Genomic DNA, 24,922 nt, shown 5'->3' with positions numbered 1-24,922 from the left:
GTCAGTGCACGCACAGGGGGACGATTGTGGTCCGCGACCGGGATGAAGACCAGCAGGTGCCGTCCGAATCCACCGTCCGGGGGCGCTGGATCGCCGTGGTGCCCCCGAATCGGCCCAGTCAGGGCCCGGATCCGGTGGCGGAGCGCGACCGGGGGCAACCCCTTCGATACCCGGGACCCGGTCAGCGCCCTTCGGCGAACGGGGTCAGCCTGTTCCAGAATCCGCAATGATGCTGACGCGTGATGTCGGTCGTGAGCCTGCTGTCGCCCGCCGCGTTGAGCGACATGACGACGGGATTCCGATCGGTGTAGCGATCCCACCGAGGAGTGCCGTCCACGGTCGGGTCACCGGTGCGCGCGAACCCGGTCCACTGGGCGACGAGCTGGCCGGAAAGGACCTGCTGATTGGGATCGAGCTCGACGCCGTCCGGGAACAGCAGGAGCCATTCGGCGATGTGATAGGCGCCGTTCGGTTTGGCGGGATCGAGGAAGAATTGCGGCGGGACGTCCGTGTCGTCCATCTGATAGGCGAAGACCGGGATGTGCCGGGCCAGCCGCTGGTTGTTGAGCATGGAAGGGCAGACCGAGTTGGAGTCGGCCACGATGGTCCGGAAGGCGAGGAACGGGGCGGGCGCGGGGAACCGGACCAGCGGATACGTGCGTTGGACCGCCGCGGCGTGCTTCCCGTACTGCTGGCGCACCAGCGTCTCGTAGTCGGCCGGAGTCGAGGCGGAAGGCAGCTGGGTCTCGTCGCGGGCGACCCCGTGCATCAGCGCGACGTCGTTGACGCGCCCGGTGGCGAAGGCCTCCCCCGGCGACATCGGCAAGGTCTTCCCGTCCACGATCGGCGCGACCGTCCCGTTGTCGGGATTCCTTCCGTGATCCGCCTGCTTGAGCAACACCGCGGCAGGCGCCCTGCGCAGGCAGGCGGCCGCTTCGGCGATGTCGCCGCAGCCGACAGCGGCGGCGAACCGGGCTCCAGCGCGCTGAGCCTGCGCCTCGGTGGGCAGCTTCGCCTTGCAGTCCTGCGCCTGCCACACGGTGTCGACGCCGAGCAGCGAGTTGTACTCACCGCTTTCGCTGATACCGCGCTGGAACAATCCCGCCGACGCGGGCGAGATCGTATGGGCGCAGACGCTGGATCCGCCGGCGGAGGCACCGTAGATCGTGACGTTGTGCGGGTCGCCGCCGAACCGCGAGATGTTGCGCTGCACCCAGCGCAACGCGGCCTGCTGATCCTGCAACCCGTAGTTGCCGGCCTGCGCGCCGAACGCCTCGTGGGCCAGGAAACCGAAGATCCCCAGCCGGTAATTGACCTCCACGCTGATCACGTTGCCCGCCGTCACCAGACGACTCGCGTCCTGCGGTTTCCACAGCAGGAATCCGCCACCGTGAAGCTGCACCATCACCGCCAGCGGGCCGGGACCGCGCTTGGCGGGCACACGGACGGTCAGGTTGAGGCAGTCCTCGTCGTCCGATCCACGCCCCGCGCCGGCCGGTTGCGCGCACTGAGTGCCCTCGGTGGTGGCGACGAACGGCTCGGTCCACGGGGTCGGCCGCCGCGGCGGCTTCCACCGCAGTTCCCCCGTCGGCGGTGCGGCATAACGGATCCCTTGCCACGACGTGACCGAGGCGCCCGCGACACCGCACACCGGGCCGTCATCGGTCGTGACCGTGGTACCCGGTGAACAGGGTGGGTTCGCTTCGCGTAGATCACCGGCAATGGACGCCGACCCTGCCAACGGCGTCATCAGCACGACGGCGGCCACGACGGCGGCCATCTTTCGGTCGAGTCTCATCCGTCCTCCTTCACTCCCGCCCGGCACGAGGGGGACGACCACGGAACGGCCTACCGGTGTGGGCACGACGGCGACAGCGCTCGTCTCCCGATCTTTCCAGTCTGGCCACGCCGAAGACCGGCGCAACCACCGTTCGGTCGCGCCGGAATTGTCAAGTCGAGGGAGGAAATGGTCTTTCGTCGAGAGGAGGGAATCGTCGACGGTTGGTGAGTCGGTCGAGTGGGGAGGATTTGGGACGTTGAACGTCCCTAATCCTCCCCACTCGAATCAACTGACCGGTATAAGGGCGCCGCTCGTTGCGCCGGATACCGACGGCTATCAGCGCTTGATCAACGCAGTATCGGGGACACTCAACGTCCCAAATCCTCCGATGATCAACCCACGATCCCCAGGCTTGCAGCCGAGTGGGGAGGATTTGGGACGTTGAACGTCCCTAATCCTCCCCACTCAAATCGACTCACCTGTACGAGAGCCCGCTACTTGGTGCGCCGGATGCCGACGATGTGGGATTTGGGACGTTGAGTGTCCCGGTTCCCACATCGTCAAGGGACCGATCAGGCATCAGCACTTGATCAACGGAGCATCGGGGACACTCAACGTCCCAAATCCTCCGTTGACCAACCCACGATCCCCAGGCTCGCAGCCCGCCACTCGGTGCGCCAGATACCGACGATGGGGCATCAGAGCACAATCAACCGCCCAGTAACTCCGCCACCGCGCCCCTACGACTCGTCGAGCAGATCCTCGATCAGAATCGGGATGTGCCGCACCCGGATGCCGGTGGCGTTGTGGACGGCGTTCGCCACCGCCGCCGCCATCCCGACGATGCCGATCTCGCCGAGTCCCTTCGCACCGACCGAGTTGTGCAGCGTGTCCGGGTATTCGACGAACTGGACGTCGACCTCGGGGATATCCGCATTGACCGGGATCAGGTAGCCGGCGAAGTCCCCATTGGCGAGCCGCCCGTTTTCCTCGATCTCCAACCCCTCGTGCAGCGCGGCCGAGACGCCCCAGATCATGCCGCCCATGATCTGGCTCCGCGCCGCCTTCGGGTTGATGATCCGGCCGGCGTCGAATACCCCGAGCATGCGGGACACCCGGATCTCGCGCGTCCACTTGTGCACGCGGACTTCGCAGAACTGGGCGCCGAACGAGCTGAACGAATGTTTCGTCAGCTCCTCACCGGGTGCCGAAGAACCGGTGACGGAAAGCGACGGCCGGTCCAGGGCCCGCAACAGCTCGCCGAAGGTCATCGTCCGTTCCCCGGTCTGCACGCGACCGTCCGCGTAGGCGACCTCCATGCCTTCGAACGGCGCGCCCGGAGCCGACGCCAGGGCCAGCAGCTCGTCGATCGCCTTGGCGGCGGCGACCATGATGGCCGTCCCGGCGCTCGCGGTCGCCGTCGAACCACCGGACATGCCTCCGGACGGCAGGCGCGAGTCACCGAGCCGCGGCTTGACCCGATCCGGCGAGATGTCGAGCGATTCCCCGCCGACCAGGGAAAGCACGGTCAGCAGACCGGTTCCCGGGTCGGCCCCGCTCGTCGCGACGGCGGCCGTGTCGTCGGGGAGCAGGGTGATCTCGACGGTGGCCGGGAACCGCAGCGCGGGGAACATGGCGGTGGCCGTGCCCATGCCGACGAGCCAGTCGCCGTCGGTCCGTCCTTCGGGTGAGCGATCGGCCCAGCCGAATCGTTCCGCGCCGATCCGGAAGCATTCGTCGAGGTGCTTGCTCGACCACTGCAGATCCTTGCCGGGCGGAGCGGTCGAATTGTTCCGCTGCCGCAGTTCGATCGGGTCCATGCGCAGCGCGATCGCGAGTTCGTCGATCGCGCTTTCCAGCGCGAAGGAGCCGGGTGCCTCCCCCGGCGCCCGCATGAACGTCGTCGGCGGGATGTTCAGCGGCACCATCTTCTGGCTGATGGCCAGGTTGCGGGTGGCGTACCACTCGCGCGAAGTGCCGTGCGAGGTCGGCTCGACGAACGACCGGTCCATGGGCGTGCTGCACCACGAGTCGTGCTGGAGCGCGTTGAGCGTGCCGTCGTGTTCCGCGCCGAGGGAGATCTTCTGCACCGTCGCGGCACGGCCCGCGGTCGCGGTGAAGACCTGCTCCCGGCTGAGCACGGCCTTCACCGGCCTGTCCAGTGCCCTCGCCGCGGCCGCGGCGAGGAACGCCGGGGTGGACGTGTGCCCCTTGCCGCCGAACGCACCGCCCACGAACGGGTTCACCGCGTGCACCTCGGACGGTTCCACGCCCAGCGCCATCGCCAGCTCCGCCGCCTGCAGATCGGAGCCCTGGTTGCCGCTGTGGATCGTGAGGCCGTCAGCCCCCCAGACCGCGACCGCGGAATGCGGTTCCATCGCGGCATGGTGCTGCGTCGCGGTGGTGTACGTGGCCTCGACGACCACCGGACTTTCCGCGAGCGCGTCTTCGATCGACTCGACACCGTCGGCGAGGATCGCGAGGGACGACGGGCCGCCCCTCCCCTTAGGCGCCTCTTCGGCCGAGGCGAGGCCGTCCTGCAGCGAAGTCAGGGCAGGCCGGGGCAGATAGGACACTTCGACCAGCATCGCCGCGTCACGCGCCTGCTCGTACGTCTCGGCGACCACGAAGCCGATCGGCTGGCCGTAGTAGGTGACTTCCTTGTCCTGCAAAGGAACCCAGGTCTCGCCCATGACCGGCGTCGCGGGCGTGTGCAACTCCAGCGGATCGAACGGCGTGTACACACCGACCACGCCCGGAGCGCCCTTCGCCGCCGTGACGTCCATCGTGTCGATCTCGCCGTGGGCGATCGTGCTCAGGACGACGTAGCCGTGGACCAGCCCGGGAAAGGCGTGGTCCGCCCCGTACTCGGCCCGGCCCGTGACCTTCAGCGGCCCGTCCACCCTGCTGGTCATGAGCGGTTCCCTTCGGTCAGTTCGAGCAGCGCGCGGACGATGGTCCGCCGCAGCAACGACGGCTTGAACGCGTTCGCCGCCAGCGGGCGCGCGCCCTCGGCGGCAAGCGACGCGGCCTCTTCGAAAGCGGTCACGGTCGCGGGCGCACCCCGCAGGGCCTCCTCGACGGCGGGCAGCCGCCACGGCACGGTCGCCACACCGCCGGCCGCGACCCGGGCGTCGACGATGCGCGAGTCCTCGACCCGCAGCGCGACCGCCGCGGAACACAGCGCGAATTCGTAGGACTGCCTGTCGCGAACCTTCACATACGTGGAGTTCGACGCCCAATCCAGCCGAGGAACCACGACCTCGGCGATCAGTTCACCGGGCCGCAGATCGGTCTCGACCTCGGGAGTGTCGCCGGGCCGCCGATAGAACGAGGCCAGCTCGACGGTGCGAGTCCCGGTGTCACTGACCAGCCGAAGCTGCGCGTCGAGGGCGACCAGGGCGACGGCGACGTCGCTGGCGTGGGTCGCCACGCACGAATCGCTCGTACCCAGCACGGCGTGCATCCGGTTGGCGCCCGAGATGGCCGGGCAACCGCTACCGGGGTCTCGCCGATTGCACGGCATGGCGACGTCCCGGAAGTACGAGCAGCGGGTGCGCTGCATGAGGTTGCCGCCGATGCTGGCCATGTTCCGGATCTGCTGGGAGGCGCTGAGCAGCAGCGCCCGGGAGATCGCCGGGTACACCCCGGCGTGCCCGGCGATGTCGCTCATCCGTTCCAGCGCGCCGAACCGCATCCCGTCGCTGGTGTCGATGCCGCGCAGCGGTACCGCGTTGATGTCCAGGACCTGTCGCGGGGTCAGGACGTTCAGCTTCATCAGGTCGACGAGCGTGGTGCCGCCCGCGAGGAAGGTGCCGGGCGAAGCGACCGCGTCTTCGACGGTCTCGGGTGCGAGCAGCTCAAAGGGACGCATCGGCCCTCCTCGCCTGCTCGACCGCCGCGACGATGTTCGGGTACGCCGCGCACCGGCAGAGGTTGCCGGACATGAACTCGCGGACGTCCTCGACGCCCTGCTCGACGGCGGCGACCGCCGACATGATCTGCCCGGAGGTGCAGAACCCGCACTGGAGGGCGTCCTGGTCGACGAACGCCTGCTGAACCTGATGCAGACCGTCCTCAGTGGACAGTGCTTCGACGGTGGTCACCGGCTGTTTCACGGTGGCGGCCAAGGTGAGACACGACAGCACCGGCCGTCCGCCGACGTGCACCGTGCAGGCGCCGCACTGCCCCCTGTCGCAGCCCTTCTTCGGCCCCGTGACGGCGAGCCGCTCCCGCAGCGTGTCCAGCAGGGTCACCCCGGGATCGACGCTCAGGTGTTCCGTCCTGCCATTGACTTCGAGTGAGATGTCCACTGAAACTCTTTCCGCAGATCGCCCTGGCCGCGGCCCGGACGGCGTAGGTTGAGGTGGTGGGAGTCCGTTCGTGAATCGAAACGGATATTCATCCGCTTCGATTCAAGTTAGCGGAACACGATCCACCCGGCAAGGTCGTGCCCACTCCTGGAGTCGCTCCAGGTTTTCCGGTTCCCTCGGCTACATTCAGCGGAGAACGGGATCGGCGGACAGGAGGGGCGGATGACGACGGGTTCGGTCAATCCCCGGCGCGCGGACACCCGGCGCAACCACGAGCGCATCCTCGCCACCGCCGCGAAGTCATTGGCCTGCTCCGGTGACGTCTCGTTCAACGCCATCGCGAAGCAGGCCGAGGTCGGCGTCGGCACGGTGTACCGGCACTTCCCCACCCCGGAAGCCCTCATCCTGGCGGTGTACCGGCGCGAGGTGCGCCAGCTCGTCGAAATCGCGCCCACCCTGCTCGAGAAGTACCCGCCGGAACAGGCGTTCCGAGTGTGGACGACCGACCACCTGGCGCACTACATGATGACCAAACGCGGTCTGGCCGACGCCTTGCGCGCCGCGGGAGCCTCACGCGGAGAGCTGCCGGCGGGGGCCTATCAGGACATGGTCCGCGCGGTCTCCACTTTGCTGCAGGCCAACGTCGACGCGGGCACCGTCCGCGCGGACCTGAAGCCCGAGACCGTTCTGCGCGGACTCGGCGGCCTGCTCTACCTCGACCCGAAAGGCGAATGGCGGCACGACGTCGCGAGCCTTCTCGACCTGCTTTGGCGCGGGATGGGCACCGGCCGGGCCTGATCGTCCACAGTGGACGGCGTCAGCCGCGCAAGTAGTCCAGGTACAGGTCGAGCGCCGCTTCGAGATGGTCCGCGGAGCCGGTGGACATCAGGATCGTCACCCCGCCCTGGATCGCGGCGATCAACGCGGCCGCGGCACGGACCGGGTCGACGTCACGGCCGATGTCCCCGCTCTCCCGCATTTCCTCGATACCGGCCTGGACCTGACGTTGCCATTGCTCCAGCAGTTGCTTCGTGACCGCCTGCGCGGCGGGAGTGTGCCTGCCGATCTCGGTGATCAGCACCCCGAGCGGGCAGTGCACCCCCTGCCGCCGGTAGCGCCGGACCACCACGTCACGCCATTTCCCCCACGCCTCCCACGAGGTCAACCGCCCGAGGTAGGGCTGCTGATCCTCGATCACCTGCCCGGCTTCCCATTCGGCCACGGCGAGGAGCAGTTGTTCCTTGCCCTCGGGGAAGTAGTGGAACAGCTGGCTCTTGCCCGTTCCGCTACGGCGGCCGATGTCGTCGAGGGTCGCCGTGGCGACGCCGTGCTCACGGATCTCGTCCGCCGCGGCTTCGATGATCCGCTGCCGCGTCGCGGCGCCCTTCTTCGTGAGCACGAAAGCCTCCCGGAATGTACTCGGCGGTCCATTGTCCCTCGCCGGCATCACGGCATCAGCAGCAGCTTCCCCGAGGTGCGACGGGACTCGATGTCGCGGTGCGCCTGTGCCGCGTCGGCGAGGGCGTAGCGACCCCCGATATACGGCGTCACCTGCCCCTTCCGGATGAACTCGAACAGCTCGTTCGCCCGCCGCACCAGTGCCTCACGAGTGGGCACGTGGTCGACGACGGACGGATAGGACAGCAGGATGCTGTTCGGCAGATCCGCCGGCCGGAACGGGGGATTGCCGTTCACCACGCCGTAGTAGGCGTGCACGCCGTGGCGGCGCAACGCCAGCTGGGACGAGTGGAACGTCGCCGTGCCGCCGCCGTCGTACACGACCTTCGCGCCTTCGCCGCCGGTCAGCTCTCGAACCTGCCGCTCGAAGCCACTTCCGGCGGACACCAGCACATGGTCCGCGCCGGCCTTCTTCGCCACCGGGATCTTCTCGTCGCGTGACACCAGCCCGATCACGGTGCCGCCGCGAGCCTTGATCAGCTGGGTCAGGATGACCCCGACCCCACCCGCGGCCGAGTGCACGACGGCCGTGTCGCCCGGCTGGATCGCGTACGTCTCCGTCGTGAAATGGTTCGCGGTCAAGCCCTGCATCAGGATGGCGGCCGCGGTCTCGTCGTCGATGTCGCCGGGCACCCGCACCAGTGACCGCGCCGGGATGGCGAGCCGTTCGGCGTAGCTGCCCTTGTGGTAGCGCCAAGCGACGCGGTCGCCGACGGCGAAGTCTTCGACTCCCGGCCCCAGCGCCGTGACGATGCCCATACCTTCGACACCCAGCACGGTCGGGACCGACCAGGTGGGCAGCGGCATCTTGCGGGCGCCGGTGTCCATGAAGTTCACCCCGGCCACACCCAGCCGCACGGCGACCTCGCCCTCGTGCGGCACCGGGTCCGGGAACTCCGTCCAGGTCATGACTTCCGGGCCGCCGTATTCGCTGATGTGGATCGCGTGCATGAGGGCAACGTAAGTCCGAAAAAATGGACCGGCAAGTACAGAAGCGTCGCCGCGAGACTGTACTTGCCGGTCCATTTTTTCGTCGGCATCCTCGGCCGGGTCAACCTCCCCGAACGAAGGAAAGCCGATGGACGACCTCACCCGGCTGGTGGCGGTGGAGGACGTGCGACGCGTGATGGCTCGCTACGTCTACAGCGCCGACCACCATCGATGGGACGACCTCGCGGCCCTGTTCACGCCCGACGCGCCGTTCGTCGCCTCCACAGTGGACGGATCGATCCAGGCGCGGATGACCGGCCGCGCCGAGATCGCCGACCGGCTCAAAGCCCGCAATCAAGCCGACTCCGTGCTGATACACCACCTGTTCTCCAGCGAGATCGACATCGAGTCGCCGGATTCGGCGGCCGGTGTCTGGGCCATGGAGGACATCGTCACCACGCCGCACGACGGCGAAATGCACGGCTACGGCCATTACCGGGTGCGCTTCACCCGCGCGGGCGGCCGATGGCTCATCACCGAACTTCACATCACCAGGCTCCGCCTGGACTGGACCCACCCGGACAAGGAGAACCGCTCATGACCCTCGACCCGTTCGTCATCGACGTCGAACAGGACGTCCTCGACGACCTCCGGAGACGACTCAAGGCCACCAGGTTCGCACCCGATCAGGACAACGAAGACGAGGTATTCGGGCTGAGTACCGCCTATCTCAAGCCGATCGTCGAGTACTGGGCAGACGGTTTCGACTGGCGAGCCGTCGAAGCCCGGCTGAACGAGTACTCGCACCATCGCGTCGACGTCGACGGCACTCCGGTGCACTTCATCCGCGAGCCGGGGAAAGGTCCCGCGCCGATCCCGTTGCTGCTCATGCACGGCTGGCCATGGACCTTCTGGGACTGGAGCAAGGTCATCCGCCCGCTCGCCGACCCGGCGTCGCACGGCGGCGACCCCGCGGACGCCTTCGACGTCATCGTCCCTTCGTTGCCCGGTTTCGCGTTCTCCACTCCGCTGACGAACGGCAAGGAGAATTTCGTCAGCATGGCCGATCGGTTCCACACGCTGATGACCGATGTGCTCGGTTACCGGCGCTTCGGGGTCGGCGCGGCCGATTACGGCGCACTGGTCGGAGCGCAGCTCGGCCACAAATACGCCGGCTCGCTCCACGGCATCCACCTCGGCAACGAGATGCCGCTGACGATCTTCCAGGGCGAGCGCCACTGGGATCTCACCGGCGGTGCGCCGATCGACGGCCTGCCCGACATGGTCAACTTCGTCGACACCTACGTTTCCCATGTCGCGACGCATATGCTCGACGCGCAGACGATCACGCACGGCCTGAACGACTCCCCGATCGGGATGCTCGCGTGGATCCTCAAGCGGTGGAAGAAGTGGAGCGACCAGAACGGGGTCTTCGAGGACTCCTATCCGGTCGACCACATCCTCACCAACGCGACAATCTACTGGGTCAACCAAGCCATCGGCTCGTCGATCCGCGCCTACAAGAACGTCAACCGGCATCCGTGGCGGCCCTCGCACGACCGCACGCCGGCGGTCGAGGCGCCGGCCGGGTTCACCTTCCACCTCGGCGACGCCGCGCCGCCGGGAGCCCACGACCGCGAACGCCGCGTCGCCGCGTTCAAGGAAGCGGCCGGCCCCGTCTACGCGGACGTGCGGCAGGTGAACGTCCACGAGAAGGGCGGCCACTTCGGACCGTGGGAAAACCCGGAAGCGTGGATCGAAGACCTCCGCGCCACGTTCCGCCCGCTGCGCTGAGCGGGCGGTCTCACGGCCGCGGGATGTTGCGGAGGTTCGCCCGGGCGAGATCGATCATCCGGCCGACCCCGCCTTCGAGCACGACCTTGCTCGCGGCCAAGGCGAATCCGCCGAGCTGACCGGCGGTGATGTGCGGCGGGACGGACAGGGCGTTCGCGTCCGTCACGACATCCACCAGCGCGGGGCCGTCGTGGCTCAGTGCCTCCTTCAGCGCCGCGCGCAGGCGGGTCGGGTCGGTCACCCGCTCGGCACGCAGTCCCGCGCCACTGGCGATCGCGGCGAAGTCCACCGGACGATGGTCGGTCTGGTAGTCGGGAAGGCCGTCCACCAGCATCTCCAGCTTCACCATGCCGAGCGAGGAGTTGTTGAACGTCACGATCTTGACCGGAAGGTCGTGCAAAGCCACGGTGAGCAGTTCGCCGAGCAGCATGCCCAGTCCCCCGTCGCCGGACATCGAGACGACCTGGCGCCCCGGGTAGGCGAACTGCGCACCGATCGCGTGCGGCAGGGCGTTCGCCATCGTGCCGTGCAGGAACGATCCGATCACCCGGCGGCGCCCGTTGGGCGTGAGATACCGGGCCGCCCACACGTTGCACATGCCGGTGTCGACGGTGAAGATCGCGTCGTCCGCGGCGAGTTCGTCGAGGAGGTCCGCGGCGAACTCCGGATGGATGGGCACATGCCGTTCGACGTTGCGGGTGTAGGCGTCGACGACCTGCTCCAGCGTCTTGCAGTGATCACGCAACATCCGGTCAAGGAAGGTGCGGTCGGTCTTGCGCCGCAGGAGCGGCAGCACGGCCCGCAGGGTCTCCCGCACGTCGCCGTGCACCGCCAGCTCCAGCGGGGTACGGCGACCCAGGCGGGTCGCGTCGTGGTCGACCTGCACGGTCCGCGCCTGGGGAAGGAAGGAGTCATAAGGGAAATCGGTGCCGAGCAGGACCAGCAGATCCGCGTCGTGCATGGCCCGGTAGCAGGCGCCATAGCCGAGCAGGCCGCTCATCCCGACGTCGAACGGATTGTCGTACTGGATCCACTCCTTGCCGCGCAGGCTGTGGCCGACCGGCGCCTGCACGGTCTCGGCCAGCTCCATCACCTCGGCATGCGCGCCGCGCACCCCGGCACCGGCGAACAAGGTGACGGTTTCGGCGTCGTTGATCAGCTGGGCGAGCCGTGCCACCTGCGGTTCGGGTGGCACGACCGTCCCGTGCTCGGTGACCGGCACGCCGTTCCCGGTGGGCGCCACGGCGTCGAGGTGCGCGACGTCGCCGGGCAACACCAGCACCGACACCTCGCCGCGGGACAACGCGTGCTGCATGGCGATCCGGAGCACCCTGGGCATCTGAGCCGGCCTGCTGATCTGCTCGCAATAGCCACTGCAGTCGACGAACAGCCGCTCGGGATGGGTCTCCTGGAAGAACCCGGTCCCGATCTGGCCGGACGGGATATGCGAGGCGAGCGCGAGAACCGGGGCTCCCGTGCGGTGCGCGTCGTAAAGTCCTTGCACCAGATGGGTGTTGCCGGGACCGCAGCTGCCGGCGCACACCGCGAGCCGTCCGGTCAGCTGGGCCTCGGCCGCCGCCGCGAACGCGCCGGCCTCCTCGTTGCGGACGTGCACCCATTCGATGCCCGGAGTACGGCGGATGGCGTCGACGATGGGGTTGAGGCTGTCTCCGACCACGCCGTAGATCCGCTCCACCCCGGCCTGAACCAGGACTTGGACGAACTGCTCGGCGACGTTGGGCTTGGCCATCAGGACCCCTTCGATACTTCGGCGGCGGGAACACCTTCATGATCCACGCGCGAGCGCGGCCGCGCAGGTCCTAACCGAGCTCGGCCGCCGTGCCGACCACCACCGCGTAGAGATCACCGATCGTGGCGAGCGCCGCGCGGTGCTGTTCCGCGGCGGTCACCGGGCCGTCGACCGACGGCAGCGGGCGCGTGGCACAGGCGGCGGCGACCACGGTCGGGCTGTTCCCGCGCAGGAACGCGCCTTCCGCGGTGAACGTGACACACATATGGGTCATGAACCCGGCCACGACGACGTCCCGGTGCCCGGCGGCGTCGACCAGTTCCCCCAGCCGGGTTCCGACGAACGAGTTCGGCGCGGTCTTCACCACGACCTCCTCGCCAGGGGCGGGGGCGACTCGCTCGTGAATCCGGCCGATGTCCTGCTGGAGGTCGTACGGGCTGCCCTCGCCCCCGTCGTGCATGACGTGAATGACCGTCGCGCCCGCCGCCCGGGCGCGCGCCAGCAACGTGGCCGCCTCGTCGAGCGCCGCTTCCCAGCTGTCGAGTTCCATCACGCCGCGCGTGTAGGTGTTCTGGTAGTCGACGAGGATCACCGTCGCGTCCGAGAGTGCCGCGGGCGTCGTCGGCAGGGTGCTGATTTCGCGGAGAGTGGTGCTGGTCATCGTGTTTCCTTCGCTTTCCGTCGGTACGGCTACCATCCTGGCTGACCCGATTCGATATCGAGATACGGAATCAGGTCAGCCATCGTCGAGATCGGCCGACATCCGCGGGAAGAGGGATCGATGCGTGCTCCGAGAGTGGCCGTCCTGGCGTTCGAGGGGATCAGCCCGTTCCACCTCGCCGTGCCGTCGCTCGTATGGGGCCCGGAATCCCCGGCGGGCGACATGGAGCCGTGGCCGCTCACGGTCGTCGCCGTCGAACCCGGCGCCCTCGCCACGAGCGCCGGATACACCATCGACGTCTCAGCGGGGCTCGATGCCCTCGTGGACGCCGACATCGTCGTCGTGCCGTGGTGGTCCGACCCGGAAACCCCGACGCCCGCGCCGGTCTCCGCCGCGCTGCGGGCCGCGCACGAACGCGGAGCCCTCGTCGTCGGGCTCTGCCTGGGGGTCTTCGCCCTCGCGGACGCCGGTGTCCTCGACGGCCGCGCCGCGACGACCCACTGGAAATGGGTCGAAACGTTCCGGCGACGCTTCCCCTCGGTCGAACTGCGCCCCCAGGAGCTGTACGTCGACGAAGGCGACGTGGTGACCGGAGCCGGTGCGACCGCCGGGATCGACACCTGCCTTCATCTGCTCGCCCGCACGGCGGGCCAGGTCGTCGCCAACCGTGTCGCCCGCCGGATCGTCGCGGCACCACACCGTCCCGGCGGGCAGGCCCAGTTCATCGAGCTTCCGGTCCCCGCCGTGGACGAGGATCCGCTCACCGAGGTGATGAACTGGGCGCGATCCCATCTGGGCACCCAGCACAGCATCGACGGCCTCGCCGCCCGAGCGCATATGAGCCGCAGCACGTTCACCCGCTCATTTCGCGCCCGCACCGGGACCACCGTCCACCAGTGGCTTGTCGCCCAACGGCTCGCGCGGGCGCGGCACCTGCTCGAGACGACCGCTCTCGGCGTCGACGCCGTGGCCGCGCAGTCCGGCTTCGGCACGCCCGCCCGGCTTCGCGAGCACTTCGCCACCGCACTGGGCACGACACCGACCCGCTATCGGACCGAGTTCTCCGTCCCGCGCTGACCAGCCACGAGACGGGCGAGCAATCCTTTTCCCGCCCGCAAAGGACAAGCGGAATCATTATTTCCGCAAAACCCGGCGACACCGCCGAAAGGGCCGTGTCCTACACTTCATTTTTCACATCGCTGAATAGCTCACCCCCGAGGGTGAGCTCAATCGAGTGCATTGCGCGGCGGAACTGGATCGAAGAAGCCGTTCCGGGGCAAGATGACCGGGCACGAGGACCGGCGCGACGGAGGACCATGTGGAGCTGTGCGGAACCCCCATCTTCGACTCTCTCGTCGAGGAGACACGGCGGACCCGGGACGGCGAGGACCATTCCGAATCGAATGGGAAGCACGCCGATTCCGACCAGGAAAACAAATGACGGCCGCCGCGAGTTCATGAATATCCGAAATGGCTTTTCATCTTGATCAAGGCGAATCCCCGCCGGTGGAATTCTGTAAATCGTCGAGCAGCTCCAACTGGCCGGTTATGACCCCGGTCAGAATCCCGCGCGCGACGGTGAGCAGTTCGGCGACCGACGGGCTGGTCAGAGAGTAGGAGACGGTCGTCCCCTCCTTGCTCGGCACCACCAGGTTGGCCCGGCGCAGGACGGCGAGCTGCTGGGACAGATTGGCCGGCTCGATACCCAGGTCGGCCAGCAGCTCCGAGACGTGATGGTCCCGCTCACTGAGCAGTTCGAGCACGCGGATCCGGACGGGGTGCCCCAGCGTTTTGAAGAGCTCCGCCGTCGCCTGATACAGGGGGCTGTTCATCGGCATCCCTTCCCCGCAGAGCCGGCCGTCCGCACCTCCCTGATCGTGCCCGACGACAAGGGCGGCCGAACGTCACCTCACACAGAACGGTCGCGACCACACCCGATCAGGGCACAAAATCCCGGTTTTCCGCGTCGTCGCACATCCATAAATTGCATATTTATGCAAGTTTGCATATCAGGAAGGTGAGAACACCTGTGAGTCACGGCATGCGGGAATCCGCGAGCCTCTTGCCGACCCCCCGGCCTGCCACGAGGAGTGGACGGTGACCACACGCCACTCCATCCCCGCCGCGGCGACCCGGGCCCATCTGGCCCTCGCCGCGCATGCGGCGGAACTGGCCGATCTCGCGGCGAACGCCGCCAGGGAGGACGAGGGCTCCCCGCCGGACCACGCCGGCCTGATCGGGATGGCGCAGCAGATCGTCGAAGCGGCGGTGGTCGCCGCACGGCTCGACGGAAAGACCTGGCAGGAGATCGCGTGCGGGCTCGACGGGGAGACACCGAAGTCCGCGCGCACCCGGTATTGGCCCTCGGTCGCGCGGTTCCGGGCGGATCCCTTCCCCGCGCAGGGCTCTCGTCACGAGGGTGCGCCGCTTCGTCTTCGGCGGCTGCCCACCCCGGAGCAGCGATCGGACACGCCCGCCGAGTCCGCGACTCCCTCGCCGACCGGGCACCTCGCCCTGGTCACGATCTCGGCCGAGCAGAGCGACCCCGAACCGGCGGCCGTGGACGCCCGGCTGAAGATCGCGGAGCGGCTCGTCGCAGCCTACGAGCGGATCGCGACCAACGACCGGCAGCCGCCGCAATGGATCCTCGACGGCCTGGCCCACGCGCGCCGAACGGCCGCGGATCTCCGCGGTCACGCCGGTGCACCGCCTGAATGATCTACCGCGGCAGGAAGCTACACCGAGGTCGCGAGATCGGCTTCGCGGTCGAAGTCGTGCTCGTCCTCGCTCCGCGTCCGCGACACCATCTTCGCGACCAGGTCGAAGATCGGCGTAGCTTCCTGCGGGAAGGTCACGCTCTGCTGGTTCGCGCTCTCGGCGATCATGAACAGCTACTCCTCAAGGGTGACAACTACAGCGACTGTTCACTCTAACGGCCGGATGTCGATCACGGGCCGTATTCGGCGTTTTGGTCGCGCGCGGCGTGAGGGAAGGCGTGACTCGCGTGATCAGGCACGTAACTCGCGTGACTGGAGGCGGAACTCGTGTGTTCCGCCCCTGATCACGCGAGTTCCGTCTTCAATCACGCGAGTCACGCCTTCGCTCACGTGACGGGACGTGGGGATTCCTACCGTGGCGGACCACAGTGCTCGATCGCGTCGAGCAGGATCGCGCAGGCGACGTCGATCTCCTCGGCGGTCACGGTGAGCGGCGGCATCAGGCGGATCACGCTGTCGTCGCGGCCGCCGAGTTCGACGATCAGCCCGTGCTGCAACGCGTACGCCTGCACGGCACGGGCGTATCCGCCTGCCGGGCGGCCATCGCGTGGATCGGCCAGCTCGATCCCCCACATCAGGCCGAGGCCGCGCACCTCACGGACCCAGACGTCGCCGTGCAGCGTGGCGAGCCGTTGGGCGAGTTGCCGCCCGCGCTGCCGGACATTGCCCAGCACGTCGTCACGCCGCACGACGCGGACCGCCGCCACGCCGGCCGCGAACGCGGCCTGGTTGCCTCGGAACGTTCCGGTGTGCGCGCCGGGAGCCCAGCCGTCCAGCCGCCGGTCGTAGAAGATCACCGCCACCGGAAGTCCCATCCCGCTCAAGGCCTTCGAGGCGATGATCACGTCGGGCTCGATGTCGTAGTGCTCGAACGCGAACCAGGTCCCGGTGCGGCCGCAACCGGTCTGCACCTCGTCGACGACGAGCGGGACGTCCAGCTCCGCGGTCAGCGCGCGGACCCGGCGTACGAAGTCGCGGTCCGCCGGGATGATCCCGCCTTCGCCCTGCACCATTTCCAGGATCACCGCGGCGGGAAGGGGGATGCCGCCATTGGGATCGCGCAGCGACCGTTCCAGCAGACCGACGCAGTTGGTCGTACATGTGTCCGGCGAAAGCCCCACCGGGCAACGGGCGCAGTAGGAGTACGGGAAGAAGTGCACGCCGGGCACCCCGTTGGCGATCGGCCGTTTCTGCGCGACGAGCCCGGTCAGCGCCATCGCGGCGTGACTCGAGCCGTGGAACCCGCCTTGGAAGGACACCAGGTCACCGCGCCCGGTCGCGGTTTTGCACAGTTTGATCGCGGCGTCCACGGCGTTGGCGCCGCCCGGGCCACAGAAGTGCATCCGCATCCGCGAGCGGAGGGCCGGTGGCAGCATGGACAGCTGGGCGTCGACGAACTCGCGTTTCGCCGCGGTCGGGAAGTCCAGCCCGTGGGTGAGTACGTGCATCTGTTCGGTGGCCGCGTGCACCAGTTCGGGATGGTTGTGGCCGAGGGAGAGCACGCCCGCGCCCGCCAGGAAGTCGACGAAGACGTTCCCGTCCATGTCCCACAGGTAGCTGCCCTCCGCGCCCGCGATGGCGATCGGCAGGTGGCGCGGATACGCCCGCGCACTGGATTCCCACTGTCGCTGGTGTTCGAGGAACTCGGCCGAGCGCGGACCGGGCAGCGCACCTTCGACGCGAGGGGCCAGTGCCGGTCTCGCTGTGGATGTCCTCGTCATGGCAGCCTCCTTGCCGCGGTGATGGTTTCCGCCGTGTCGAGTTCGACCGCCGGGTTGGCGTGCCAGTGGGTCCTGGCCGGGGCCGTGGTGCCCTTCATCAAGAACGCGTCCGCTTCGGCGATCGCCCCGTCCGCCATCGTCACTCCATAGTGGACGAAGGAGCCGGTGCTGAGAGTGCACCCCGCGCCGATGTCGATGTGGTCGGATTTGAACGTGCCGTCTTCGAGCGAATGTCCCTGCACGACGGTGTGCAGGTTGAGCACGCAGTCGTCGCCGATGCTCACCAACGACCGTTCCGGGATCGCGCACCCGTCGTCGAAGACACGGCGGCCGATCCGGACGCCGAGACGACGCAGCAGGAAAGGCTTGAACGCCGTCCCGTTGAACAGCGCGAGGTAGCGGGCGGGGCTGAGTTTCCAGAACCGCTCGTGCCGCCAGAAGATCGGATCGTAGATCGAGCAGTACCTCGGCCGCAGCGCCCGGAAGCCCTGTACGGCGAGTTCCGCCAGCATGAGGAACGCGACCGAGAACACCAATGTCGCCACGATGCCGCCACCGACGGCGAGCGGGCCGACCCTCTCGTGCAGGGCGCCGGCCGCCGTGCCGATGAGCAGGATTCCGAACAGATGCAGCCAGTGCACGAGCAGATAGACGAGGATGGTGACGGTGTTGTGGCGGTTTTTCGCCCGCAGGCCCCGGCTCAGCGCGTCGCCGGTGTGGAGGTGCTCGAATCCGGTGTCGCGGCGGACGGTCCGGGGGATCTCGAACGCGGGCGACCCGAGCAGCCCGACGTTCTCCCGGACCGGCCCCTCCAACGGAACGAGCACCTTGGTGGCGAGCAGGCAGTTCGGGCCGACCCGCGCGCCCGGCGGGAAGGCGATCTCGTTGCCCAGGAACGCCTCCGGCGCGACGGACGTCCTGCGCAGGCGGAACGAGGAGGCGGAGAAGTCGGCGTTGAGCATCGAAAGGCCGTCCGAGACCATCGTCCCGGTGCCGACCGTGCTGAGGAACGGCGTCTCGTGTTTGACCTCGACCCCGAAGTTGGATCCGGTCTGCCGGACCTTCGACAGGTCGTACCCCAGCGCGCGCAGGTAGTACACGATGTAGCTGCTGTCCCCGAACAGGTAGGTGTACGCACGCATGTTCGTCAGCCGCGCGATCAGCCGCTGGATGGCGAAATGCGCGCCGTAGAGCGGATAAACGCGGTCCGGCCGGAGGAAGAAGCCGAGCAGGCGCGGGATCGTGAGAACGACCGCGAGCCCGGCGAGCAACGCCCCGAAGTACAGCACTGCCGAGTCGGCGATCCGGCCGCGATAGAAGGCCAAGCTCGTGAAGTCCGTCGTCGGGGTGAGCCAGCGATCGACGAACACGTCGGCCCCGCCCAACGTCACGGGAAGCGTCACCGAGAGCAGGAGCAGCAGGCTGGAAGCGCAGAAGACGATCGGCCTGAGCCTCCCGCGCGGGACCGTCCCCAGCGCCCGGTAGTCCACAGTGGAACGACGGGCGGGCGATCCGTGCCAGCTCTCGCCATCGGGCACGGACTGCCCGGCGTTCAGCGACGACGAATGGCCGAGCTGCGCGTCGTGGCCGAGTGCCGTGCCGATGTCGAGCACGGTCATTTCGCCGACGAAGGCATTGTCGCCGAGCGTGACCGGCCCTGTCTGGATCCGGCCCGCCCTGGCGCGGTAGCACGAGAAGTACGCGTCCTTCCGGATGACCACCCCGGCACCGACGCTGAACAGATCGGTGCAGACCGGCGGGTTCCGCGACAGGATCACGGCGCCTTTGCCGATGTCCGCGCCGAGGGCTCGCAGGTACCACGAGTACAGCGGCGTCCCGATGAACAGCATCAGCGGGCTGAACCGCACCAAGGTCTTGACCGTCCAGAAGCGCAGGTAGCCGACGCTCCACAGCGGGATCTCCCCCGGCTTCCACCGGCCGACGATCGCCCACTTCGCCAGAATCGGCACCACGGACAGGACGACGAAGACGATCAGCCCGAGCCCGGCGGCGCGCGCGTAGCCCTCGGCGAAACCCGTCGCGGCGGAGATCCAGGCGAATCCCGTGTCCAGGATCCAGCCCGAACCAGCGGCATAGGCCAGAAAGGCCAAGAGCTGGAACACTCCACAAAGGACGTATGACACGGTCGACGCACGGCGCGGCTCTTCGGCACGTACGACCGTGACCTCGGCAGCGGCGACGGTCGACTCGGCGAGGCCGCGAACGGTGGGATTGAGGTACACGTCCTTGGCCGACACCGATGCGAGGTCGCCGCGTTCACGGACCACGGCGCAGAACTTGGCGAGCAGCAGGGAGTCGGCACCGTAGTCGTCGAAGAAGTGCCCCGTCGCCGAGATCCGCTCGATCCCGAGGACACCGCCCAATGCCTCCGCCAAGTGGAGTTCGGTCTCGGTCGCCGGTGCGACGTAGCCGGCTTCGTTCACCGCTCGTCGTGGACCGGTGGGAGCCGGAAGATGTCGGCGATCGGCCTTGCCCGCCGGCGTCAGCGGGATGTGATCGAGCCTTTCGAGGTAGGCGGGCACCATGTAGCCCGGCAGGAGTTCCGCCAGGCGACGACGTAGCTCTCCGGGGTCGACATCGGGCTGGTCGCGTCGCAGGCTGTAGTAGGCGACCAGCTCGACGGTGCCGGGTTCCGGATGATGGGTTTCGACCACCGCCTGGGCGATTCCAGGGATCTGCAGGAGAACCGATTCGATCTCGGTGAGCTCGACTCGATAGCCACGGATCTTCACCTGGGTATCGGCGCGGCCGTGGTATTCGATCTCCCCGTCCGGCGTGATCCGGCCCAGGTCACCGGTGCGATAGATGCGCCGGGACGGGTTGTGCCCGATGCCGAGGAAGTCCGGGACGAACGCGCGCTCGGTCAGGTCGGGCCGGTTGAGATAGCCGCCCGCGAGCCCGATCCCGGCGATGCCGATCTCGCCGAGTTCGCCCGCGGCCAGTGCCCTCGGCTCGTCCGGGTCCAGGATGACGACCGAATAGGTGGGCAGGGGCACGCCGATGGTCACCGGACGATCCGGCCGCAGCACCGACCACGTCGCGGTGACAGTGGCTTCGGTCGGGCCGTAGACGTTGAGGAACCGTCGGTCCGGGCGATGCCAGCGGCGCACGAGGTCTTCGGGACACGCCTCACCGGACACGAGGAGGAACCTCAGCAGTGGCAGGTCCTCGTCGAGGCTGGCCAGCAGGGTCGGGACACAGCACAACGCGGTGACCTTGTTCTCCTGCAGGAACTCGAGGAGGTCGTGGCCGACGAGCGCGGCGCCGCCGGGTTTCGGCACGAGCGTCGCGCCGCTCAGCAACGGCACCCAGATCTCCTCGACCGAGAAATCGAACGCGATCGTCATGCCCTGATAGACCCGGTCGGTGGGCTGGATGCCGTAGACCTCGGTGGCGACCTGGACGAAGTTGCAGATCGAGGCGTGATCGATCGTCACGCCTTTCGGCCGCCCTGTCGAGCCGGACGTGTAGACGACGTAGCAGAGTTCGTCGGCCGGAGCGCCCTTCTCGGCCGCGGTGAGCCGCTCGCCCGGCTGCGCGGCGATGCGATCCGAGTCCTCGTCGAGACAGATCAGCTCGACGCTGCCCGGCTCGAACCGGTCACGCAGGGCGGCGGTCGACACGACGAGCCGGACGCCTGCGTCCTGGACGATGTAGGCCAAGCGGTCGTCGGGAAAGCCCGCGTCCAGTGGCACATACGCCGCGTTGACCTTGAGCACGGCGAGCATCGCGACGTAGGGATGAACCGGTTCGCCGAACAACAACCCGATGCGGTCGCCGGGCCGCACCCCGTGTGCTCGCAGGTGCCGCGCGAGCCGATTGGCCCGCTCGTCCAAGCCGTCGAACGTGAGCTTGTCGCCCTCGGCGTCCACCGCGAGGCGGTCGCCGAGGCCATCGGCCCGCAACCGGTCGCAGAGCCGCTCGTACAACTCTTCCAACCGGTCGCCGACCTGCCATCGAACCCGCTGGTCGTGGCCGTCGCAGGTCAGCACGAGGCCATCGGCGGTGAACTGGCCCGACGGCTGTCCGTAGGGGCTCATGGCCGGTCCACCGCCAAGCCGAACGAGTCGTGCAAGGCGCGGACGGTCGTATCGACGGCGTCGGCGGGGATCACGGCGGTGAGGCGCGATGGCGACGTCGTCATCGCGGGCACCGTGACCCGGTGATCGGCGAGGATCCGCAGCAACCCGGGCAGGAACCCGGGCGGATCGAGCAGCGCGGTGCCGACCACGGACACCGAGCCGAGGTCCTCGAAGACCGTGGAACGCGCGTCCAGTTCCATCGCGAGCCGGGCGATCGGCAGGCCGAGCGGCTCCGTCCCACGGACGGTGAACCGCAGTTCGCCGGGATCGGGCCAGCTCAGGTTGTCCGGCCGCACCCCGCAGGCCGCCAGCGTCGCGAGGACGCGCCCGTAATGGTCCGGGCCGGAGGCGGACACCTCGACGCGGACCAGCCGCACGTCGCGTTCGTGTGCGATGCCGATGACGCGGGGAACGTCTTCCATCGACGCTTCTCCCGCCGTCACGACGGTCGACGGGCCGGGATCCGACGCGTGCGTCACCCGCACCGCCACTCCGTGACGGCGCGCGAGCTCGACGGATCTGGGGTGCAGCACCCGGGCGCCGAGCCCGGCGAGCTCGACCATGGCGTCGTACGAGATCGTCCGGACCACCCGGGTGTCCCGCACGATGCGGGGATCGGCCGTGCGGACACCGTGCACGTCGGTCCGGATCTCGCATTCGGAACCGCCGAGCGCGGCGCGGAGCGCCACCGCGGTGGTGTCGGAACCACCTCGGCCCAACGTCAGCAGTTCGCCGTCGGCGTCCCGCCCCTGGAACCCGGCGACCACGACGACCCGCGCGTCACGCAGCCGGGCGGCGATCTTGCCGGGATCGACCCGCACGATGGTCGCCGCGCCCGGTTCGCCCGCGACCTCGATCCCCGCCTGGTCACCGGACAACGAGACGGCCTCGATCCCGCGCTCGGCCAAGGCCATGGCGAGTACCGCCGCGGACACCTGTTCACCGGTCGCCATCAGCTGATCGAGTTCCCGGGGCGCGGGCGGTTCGGCGAACTTCCCGGCCAGGGCGATCAACCGATCGGTGCTGTCCCCCATCGCCGACACGACCAGGACCACCCGGTCTCCCGCTTCGGCGAGCGCGGCCACCTCGGCGGCCACCTCGTTCACCATTTCCGGCGTGGCCAGCGACGAACCACCGTATTTTCGTATGACAAGCCCTTCGTTTCGCGTTTTCGGTGAGGGTGGATCCAGGCTGACATCTAGTTTCGGGGAGAAATTCACCATTTTCCTTAATAGGTCGCCACGATGGCCGTGTTCGCGTTCGGAGAACAGACCCGCTGCGAATGGCCGCATTCGCGGTGGGGTATACGGCAGAGTTCGGAAGTGCCTGCCGGACAAGATGCCCTGGCGGAGGTGACAGCTTTGAAAAGTAGTGCGGGGCACTTTCCACGGGTACCTCCGTAAGTACGAAAGATCGATCACCCGTTTCTCCCAGGCCATAACCCGGCGACAGCGTGCGAGGTTATGACGGCGAACAGCCGAGTTCGATGGAATTAGGGCAGAAGAATGACGTATTCGCAGTGGCTTCGAAATTCGGGAGAACGACTACGTGACAAAACGGAACGAATTTCCCCACTCGACGGAAGTTACGAGATCCTTTTACCCGCCGAAGCCGGGGAGGAACCCGTCAAAGTGACCATGCCGCGCGCGGCGGCCGAAACCCAGCATTTCTCCCACTATGCGGAAAGAGGACACGACGACGGCTCGGTCCCATATCGTGGACCGAGTCGTCGTCATGTCCTTTGTGGAGTTTCGACGCGAAAGCATCTATGCCCGGAGGCGGCTCAGCCGACCGGCGAGGGGCTGCCCAACCGTCCATCGTGGACCTCGACGACCCTGTCGACCCCGGTGAGGTGGGCGCGGTCGTGCGTGACCAGGACGGTGGCGGTGGCCCGCTGGCGGGTCAGACGCGTGATCAGGTCGATGACCGCGGCGCCGCGGTCGTGGTCGAGGGCGCTCGTCGGTTCGTCGATCAGCAGCACGGTGGGCTCGTTCATCAGCGCGCGAGCGATGTTCACCCGTTGCCGTTGGCCGCCGGAGAGCTGGTGCGGGCGCCGCCCCACCTGCGGTCCGAGCCCGACGGCGTCGAGCAGGTCCATGGCCACACCGCGTGCTCCGGCCGGAGAGCGACCGTCGATCCGGGCCATGACCTGGAGTTGCTCGGCGGCGGTGAGGGAGGGCAGCAGATTGGGTTGCTGGAAGACGATCCCGATCTTGCGACGCCGTAGCCCGGCGAGCTCGCCGCGGGTCAGTCCGGTGGTCTCGGTGCCGTCGATGGTGACGGTCCCGTGGTCCGGAGAGATGAGGGTGGCGGCGACGGCGAGCAGGCTGGACTTGCCCGAGCCGGAAGGCCCGGCGACAGCGGTGATCGTGCCTGGCGGGACGTCCAGCGTGACATCGTCGAGGGCGGTGAGGCGGGAGTCGCCATCGGGATAGGTGAGGGTGACCCCGGTCAGGTTCAGGCTCATCGGGCACTCCCCAGTGCGGTCAGCGGGTCGACGGAAGTGATGCGGCGGACGGAGAGCGCGGCCCCGAGAGCGCCGAGCAGGATCATCACCGCGGCGGGGACCAGCACGGTGGCCGGCGTCAGCAGGAAGGGCACGGCGGATCCGGCGACGACCGCGCCGAGGCCGACGGCCAGTCCGGTACCGATGGCGGTACCGCCGACGAGAAGGACGACGGCCTGGCCGAGCGCGTCTTTCAGCAGGAAGGGGGTGCTCGCTCCCAACGCCTTGAGAACGGCGATGTCACCGCTGCGCTGGATCGTCCAGACGGTGAAGAAGGCGCCGATCACGAGCGCGGAGATGGCGAACAGGAAGCCTCGCATCAGTTGCAGCGAACCGTTCTCCGAGGTGTAGGAGCCGATGGCGGGCAGCGAGTCGCTCTTCGAAACCGTCTTCGTGCCGGCGGCCAGGTCAGCGGCCGCGAGATCGGCCCCGGCCGTCGTGGTCAGCGCGAGCACGGTCGCGTTCGGCTCGCCGCCCGTGGGCGGCACGGTCTTCGCCCAGACATCCAGGCCGGCCCACACCACCGGTGTGTGGCTGAACCAGGCGTCCCCCGTCACGGCGGCGACGGTCAGCGGGCGGCCGGCCACGGCGATGGTGTCCCTGCTTCGGACACCCAGATCGTCGGCGGCGGACGTCGACAGCACCACCGAGCCGTCGGCGATGTGCCCGCCGTCCGGTGCGAGTGCCGAACCGGGCCGGACTCCGAAGACGGAGATCCCGGCACTGCGGCCTCCCGCCGTGGCCTTGGTGGTGGCGATGCCCAGCGGCTCGACACCGGTGACACCCGGGGTTTCGGCCCACTGCCGCCGCTGTGTCTCGGTGATCGCGGAGTTGGCGTAGGAGAGGCTCTGCCCGTCACCGGGAGCGGCGAAGACGATCTTGTCGGCGGGCAGGCCGGTGATCGCGGAGATGTTCTGCTCCCCCAGCCCCGCGGTGAGCCCGGACAACAGGCCGACCAGCAGGGTGATCAGCACGACCACGGCCCCCATCAGGGCGAACCGCCCTTTGGCGAATCTCAGATCTCTCCAGGCGACGAACACGGTTCCGCTCTGTCCTCTCCGGCGGGTGGGCTGGTGACCTCTCCACGATCGCCTCCTGGGACCGCGACGACATCTGGCCGGAGATGGCA

At 68.3% G+C, this 24,922-nt stretch carries 20 protein-coding genes; 5 read left to right on the top strand and 15 right to left on the bottom strand.

Going from position 1 to position 24,922, the window contains the following annotated elements; translation table 11 throughout:
• Positions 1-181: 181 nt before the first annotated feature.
• The 4 genes from DMC61_RS29980 to DMC61_RS29965 all read right to left on the bottom strand — a co-directional run bounded on the left by DMC61_RS29980 (position 182) and on the right by DMC61_RS29965 (position 6,093).
• Complete coding sequence (locus DMC61_RS29980) at positions 182-1,798, bottom strand: carboxylesterase/lipase family protein (RefSeq protein ID WP_125693307.1); 1,617 nt, start codon at positions 1,796-1,798, stop codon at positions 182-184.
• Between the two features lie 722 nt (positions 1,799-2,520).
• Positions 2,521-4,695: a xanthine dehydrogenase family protein molybdopterin-binding subunit gene (locus tag DMC61_RS29975; protein WP_125693305.1), complete on the bottom strand. Its 2,175-nt coding sequence runs from the start codon at positions 4,693-4,695 to the stop codon at positions 2,521-2,523.
• Positions 4,692-5,654: a xanthine dehydrogenase family protein subunit M gene (locus DMC61_RS29970; RefSeq protein ID WP_125693303.1), complete on the bottom strand. Its 963-nt coding sequence runs from the start codon at positions 5,652-5,654 to the stop codon at positions 4,692-4,694. Before DMC61_RS29970 ends, DMC61_RS29975 begins: the two co-directional genes overlap by 4 nt.
• Complete coding sequence (locus tag DMC61_RS29965) at positions 5,641-6,093, bottom strand: (2Fe-2S)-binding protein (RefSeq protein ID WP_125693301.1); 453 nt, start codon at positions 6,091-6,093, stop codon at positions 5,641-5,643. Before DMC61_RS29965 ends, DMC61_RS29970 begins: the two co-directional genes overlap by 14 nt.
• 222 nt (positions 6,094-6,315) lie before the next feature.
• On the opposite strand from DMC61_RS29965, the gene DMC61_RS29960 reads away from it, so the two are divergent.
• On the top strand, positions 6,316-6,891 hold the full coding sequence (locus DMC61_RS29960) for a TetR/AcrR family transcriptional regulator (RefSeq protein WP_125693299.1): 576 nt from the start codon (positions 6,316-6,318) through the stop codon (positions 6,889-6,891).
• Positions 6,892-6,910: 19 nt separating this feature from the next.
• Here the strand turns inward: DMC61_RS29960 and DMC61_RS29955 are convergent, their stop codons facing one another.
• Together DMC61_RS29955 and DMC61_RS29950 are read right to left on the bottom strand one after the other, a co-directional pair.
• The gene (locus DMC61_RS29955) at positions 6,911-7,492 is read right to left on the bottom strand and encodes a TetR/AcrR family transcriptional regulator (RefSeq protein WP_125693297.1); all 582 of its coding nucleotides are present in this window, start codon (positions 7,490-7,492) and stop codon (positions 6,911-6,913) included.
• Positions 7,493-7,539: 47 nt separating this feature from the next.
• Positions 7,540-8,502, bottom strand: a complete 963-nt coding sequence (locus tag DMC61_RS29950) for a quinone oxidoreductase (protein ID WP_125693295.1) — start codon at positions 8,500-8,502, stop codon at positions 7,540-7,542.
• A gap of 127 nt (positions 8,503-8,629) precedes the next feature.
• On the opposite strand from DMC61_RS29950, the gene DMC61_RS29945 reads away from it, so the two are divergent.
• Together DMC61_RS29945 and DMC61_RS29940 are read left to right on the top strand one after the other, a co-directional pair.
• A complete protein-coding gene (locus tag DMC61_RS29945) occupies positions 8,630-9,082 on the top strand; it encodes a nuclear transport factor 2 family protein (RefSeq protein ID WP_125693293.1) in 453 nt (150 codons plus the stop codon).
• Positions 9,079-10,275 carry an epoxide hydrolase family protein gene (locus tag DMC61_RS29940; RefSeq protein WP_125693291.1) on the top strand — a complete coding sequence of 399 codons (1,197 nt, stop codon included), beginning with the start codon at positions 9,079-9,081 and terminating at the stop codon, positions 10,273-10,275. The genes DMC61_RS29945 and DMC61_RS29940 overlap by 4 nt, the downstream gene beginning before the upstream one ends.
• 10 nt (positions 10,276-10,285) lie before the next feature.
• Here the strand turns inward: DMC61_RS29940 and DMC61_RS29935 are convergent, their stop codons facing one another.
• Both DMC61_RS29935 and DMC61_RS29930 read right to left on the bottom strand, forming a co-directional pair.
• Positions 10,286-12,025 (bottom strand): pyruvate dehydrogenase, encoded by a 1,740-nt coding sequence (locus tag DMC61_RS29935; RefSeq protein WP_125693289.1) that lies wholly within the window; start codon positions 12,023-12,025, stop codon positions 10,286-10,288.
• A 70-nt stretch (positions 12,026-12,095) separates the two neighbouring features.
• Positions 12,096-12,686 carry an isochorismatase family protein gene (locus DMC61_RS29930; RefSeq protein WP_125693287.1) on the bottom strand — a complete coding sequence of 197 codons (591 nt, stop codon included), beginning with the start codon at positions 12,684-12,686 and terminating at the stop codon, positions 12,096-12,098.
• Positions 12,687-12,806: 120 nt separating this feature from the next.
• Here DMC61_RS29930 and DMC61_RS29925 point away from each other — a divergent pair, with 120 nt between their 5' ends.
• The gene (locus DMC61_RS29925; RefSeq protein ID WP_125693285.1) at positions 12,807-13,763 is read left to right on the top strand and encodes a helix-turn-helix domain-containing protein; all 957 of its coding nucleotides are present in this window, start codon (positions 12,807-12,809) and stop codon (positions 13,761-13,763) included.
• 410 nt (positions 13,764-14,173) lie between these two features.
• Here the strand turns inward: DMC61_RS29925 and DMC61_RS29920 are convergent, their stop codons facing one another.
• Positions 14,174-14,518 (bottom strand): helix-turn-helix transcriptional regulator, encoded by a 345-nt coding sequence (locus DMC61_RS29920; RefSeq protein WP_125693283.1) that lies wholly within the window; start codon positions 14,516-14,518, stop codon positions 14,174-14,176.
• 265 nt (positions 14,519-14,783) lie between these two features.
• Between DMC61_RS29920 and DMC61_RS29915 the strand changes: the two genes are divergently transcribed.
• The gene (locus DMC61_RS29915; protein WP_125693281.1) at positions 14,784-15,404 is read left to right on the top strand and encodes a hypothetical protein; all 621 of its coding nucleotides are present in this window, start codon (positions 14,784-14,786) and stop codon (positions 15,402-15,404) included.
• 17 nt (positions 15,405-15,421) lie between these two features.
• Here DMC61_RS29915 and DMC61_RS41490 read toward each other — a convergent pair whose 3' ends face one another.
• The 6 genes from DMC61_RS41490 to DMC61_RS29890 form a co-directional block, all read right to left on the bottom strand.
• Positions 15,422-15,571, bottom strand: coding sequence for a hypothetical protein (locus DMC61_RS41490; RefSeq protein WP_170064555.1), 150 nt, complete (start codon positions 15,569-15,571; stop codon positions 15,422-15,424).
• Positions 15,572-15,813: 242 nt separating this feature from the next.
• Entirely contained in the window at positions 15,814-17,184 is a 1,371-nt protein-coding gene (locus DMC61_RS29910) for a diaminobutyrate--2-oxoglutarate transaminase family protein (RefSeq protein WP_125693279.1), read from the bottom strand.
• On the bottom strand, positions 17,181-21,245 hold the full coding sequence (locus DMC61_RS29905) for a Pls/PosA family non-ribosomal peptide synthetase (RefSeq protein ID WP_125693277.1): 4,065 nt from the start codon (positions 21,243-21,245) through the stop codon (positions 17,181-17,183). The genes DMC61_RS29910 and DMC61_RS29905 overlap by 4 nt, the downstream gene beginning before the upstream one ends.
• On the bottom strand, positions 21,242-22,510 hold the full coding sequence (locus DMC61_RS29900; protein ID WP_125693275.1) for an aspartate kinase: 1,269 nt from the start codon (positions 22,508-22,510) through the stop codon (positions 21,242-21,244). The genes DMC61_RS29905 and DMC61_RS29900 overlap by 4 nt, the downstream gene beginning before the upstream one ends.
• Before the next feature lie 560 nt (positions 22,511-23,070).
• Positions 23,071-23,754, bottom strand: coding sequence for an ABC transporter ATP-binding protein (locus tag DMC61_RS29895; protein ID WP_125693273.1), 684 nt, complete (start codon positions 23,752-23,754; stop codon positions 23,071-23,073).
• Positions 23,751-24,833, bottom strand: coding sequence for an ABC transporter permease (locus tag DMC61_RS29890; protein ID WP_125693272.1), 1,083 nt, complete (start codon positions 24,831-24,833; stop codon positions 23,751-23,753). Before DMC61_RS29890 ends, DMC61_RS29895 begins: the two co-directional genes overlap by 4 nt.
• Between the last annotated feature and the right edge of the window lie 89 nt (positions 24,834-24,922).

The sequence above is a fragment of the Amycolatopsis sp. WAC 04169 genome (genome assembly GCF_003947535.1).
In the GTDB taxonomy this organism is placed as follows: domain Bacteria; phylum Actinomycetota; class Actinomycetes; order Mycobacteriales; family Pseudonocardiaceae; genus Amycolatopsis; species Amycolatopsis keratiniphila.
Note: the sequence above shows the minus strand (reverse complement) of the source record. Positions and strands in the feature narration are given on the sequence as shown.